This window comes from Fischerella muscicola PCC 7414 (assembly GCF_000317205.1).
GTDB lineage: Bacteria > Cyanobacteriota > Cyanobacteriia > Cyanobacteriales > Nostocaceae > Fischerella > Fischerella muscicola.
Map to the genome: position 1 here is coordinate 1 of NZ_AJLK01000083.1, position 2,395 is coordinate 2,395.

At 42.9% G+C, this 2,395-nt stretch carries 2 protein-coding genes; both read left to right on the top strand.

Annotation, left to right across the window (positions count from 1 at the left end; all coding sequences use genetic code 11):
• Positions 1-858, top strand: an 858-nt coding sequence (locus UYI_RS32485) for a KR domain-containing protein (RefSeq protein WP_035138490.1), incomplete at its 5' end; no start/stop codon positions are given.
• A partial coding sequence (locus UYI_RS0112080; protein ID WP_016866925.1) for a type I polyketide synthase occupies positions 851-2,395 on the top strand: 1,545 nt, incomplete at its 3' end. The genes UYI_RS32485 and UYI_RS0112080, both read left to right, overlap by 8 nt.

The following is a 2,395-nucleotide window of genomic DNA, read 5'->3' on the forward strand; positions in this document are numbered from 1 at the left end:
ATCGTTGGCGGCAAGTCTTTTGCAGCCATTGACAAGATAACTAAAACAGATTGTGAGCAGCAATTTCAAGCAAAAGTATACGGACTTATAGTTTTAGAGAAAGTATTACAAAACACAGAGCTTGACTTTTGTTTATTGCTGTCTTCCTTATCATCTGTTTTAGGAGGATTAGGATTTGTTGCCTACTCAGCAGCAAATAATTTCATGGACACTTTTGTACACCAACATAATCAAAACCATCCCGTTTCATGGATTAGCGTCAGCTGGGATAGTTGGCAACTTGAAACAGAAAATCAACAAAGTACATCTTTAGGCGCAAGTGTGAGTGAATTTGCGTTCAATGCCCAAGAAGGTGTAGAAGCTTTACAAAGAATTTTGAACTATAGTCAATTCAATCATGTAGTTGTCTCTACTGGAGAACTGCAAGCTAGGATTGACCAATGGATTGATCTGAAATCTTTCCCACAACAAACAAATTTATTATCACTTCATCCCAGACCAGATTTACAAAATCCCTACATTCCTCTCACAAATGAAATTGAACAAAAAATTGCCAACATTTGGCAAGAGGTTCTGGGGATCAAAGATGTAGGTCTCTATGATAATTTCTTTGAATTAGGTGGAGATTCGCTATTAATAATTCAGGTTCGCAACAAACTTCTTAAAACATTAAATAAAAATTTATCAATTGCTGACCTATTTGAATATTCGACCATCAGTGCCTTAGCAGAATATCTCGGTGAAAAACAGGTTGAACAGCCAACATTTCAGCAAGCTGATGAACGTGCCAAGAAAAAAGAAGAGGCTATGCAAGGAAAAAGGCAATTAATGAAACAAAGGAGGAAGGCAGATGGATAATCAACAAATCCACGATTCCGTCAAAGGCATAGCCGTAATTGGTATGGTTGGCCGTTTTCCAGGAGCCAAAAGTGTTGATGAATTTTGGCAGAATCTATGCAATGGCAAAGAGTCTATTTCTTTTTGGAGTGATGAAGAATTAGAGCTTGCAGGCATAAATCCAGCATTGCTGCGTGACCCTCATTATGTCAAGGCTGATGCTCGTCTGTCAGACATTGAAATGTTTGACGCCGCTTTCTTCGATTTCTCGCCTCGAGAAGCCGAAATTATGGATCCCCAACACCGGATTTTGCTGGAGTGTGCCTGGGAAGCCTTGGAAAATGCTGGTTATGACCCTGGTGCAGACCCAGGTTTGACTGGTGTTTACGTGGGGACTAACCTGAGTATCTATATGCTGAACAAACTCAGTGCCAATCCCGAACTGAGCAAATCAATCGGTTCTTCAATTTTCTTTAGTAATGTTCAAGATTTTGCAGCTACACGAATTTCATACAAATTAAACCTGAGAGGGCCAAGTATCAACATTAGCACCGCTTGTTCTACGTCATTGGTAGCTGTTCACTCAGCCTGCCAAGGATTGATGAACTATGAGTGCGATATGGCTTTGGCAGGTGGTGTTTCAATCCAGTCTCTACAAAAAGAAGGTTATTTCTATCAAGAAGGGGGAATGACTTCTCCCGATGGTCACTGTCGCGCCTTTGATGCTAAAGCACAGGGAACTGTTTTCGGCGATGGGGTAGGCATTGTTGTACTCAAGAGATTAGAAGATGCTTTGGCAGATGGCGATCGCATTCACGCAGTCATCAAAGGTTCAGCTATTAATAACGATGGTGCAGCTAAGGTAGGTTACACCGCTCCTAGTGTAGGTGGTCAAGCCTTAGCGATCGCTGATGCTGTTGCGATCGCTGGGTTTAATCCAGAGACAATTACCTACATCGAAACTCATGGAACCGGTACAGCCTTGGGAGATCCGATCGAAATTAGTGCCCTTAAGAAGGTGTTTGCAGCCCGCACCAGTAAGAAGGGATTTTGTGCCATTGGTTCGGTAAAGACTAATGTGGGACATCTGAATATAGCTGCTGGTGTGACTAGTTTAATCAAAACAGTCATGGCTCTCAAACACAAGATGATTCCACCCAGCTTGCATTTTGAACAACCAAATCCTGAAATAGACTTCGCCAACAGCCCCTTCTACGTCAATACTAAATTATCAGAATGGAAAACTGATGGGACTCCTCGCCGCGCTGGCGTCAGTTCTTTTGGAGTAGGGGGAACTAATGCCCACGTTGTCTTGGAAGAAGCCCCAGTTGTAGAGACGTGCCATGGCACGTCTCTACACTCACGCCCTTGGCAATTGTTAGTGCTTTCAGCTAAAACCAGCACAGCCCTAGAAACTACCACAGCAAATTTAATTGCTCACCTCCAACAACATCCCGATCTTCACCTGCCTGATGTGGCTTACACCCTACAAGTTGGTCGGCGAAGTTTCGACTATCGCCGCATAGTAGTTTGCCACTCCCTTGAAGACGCACTGAAA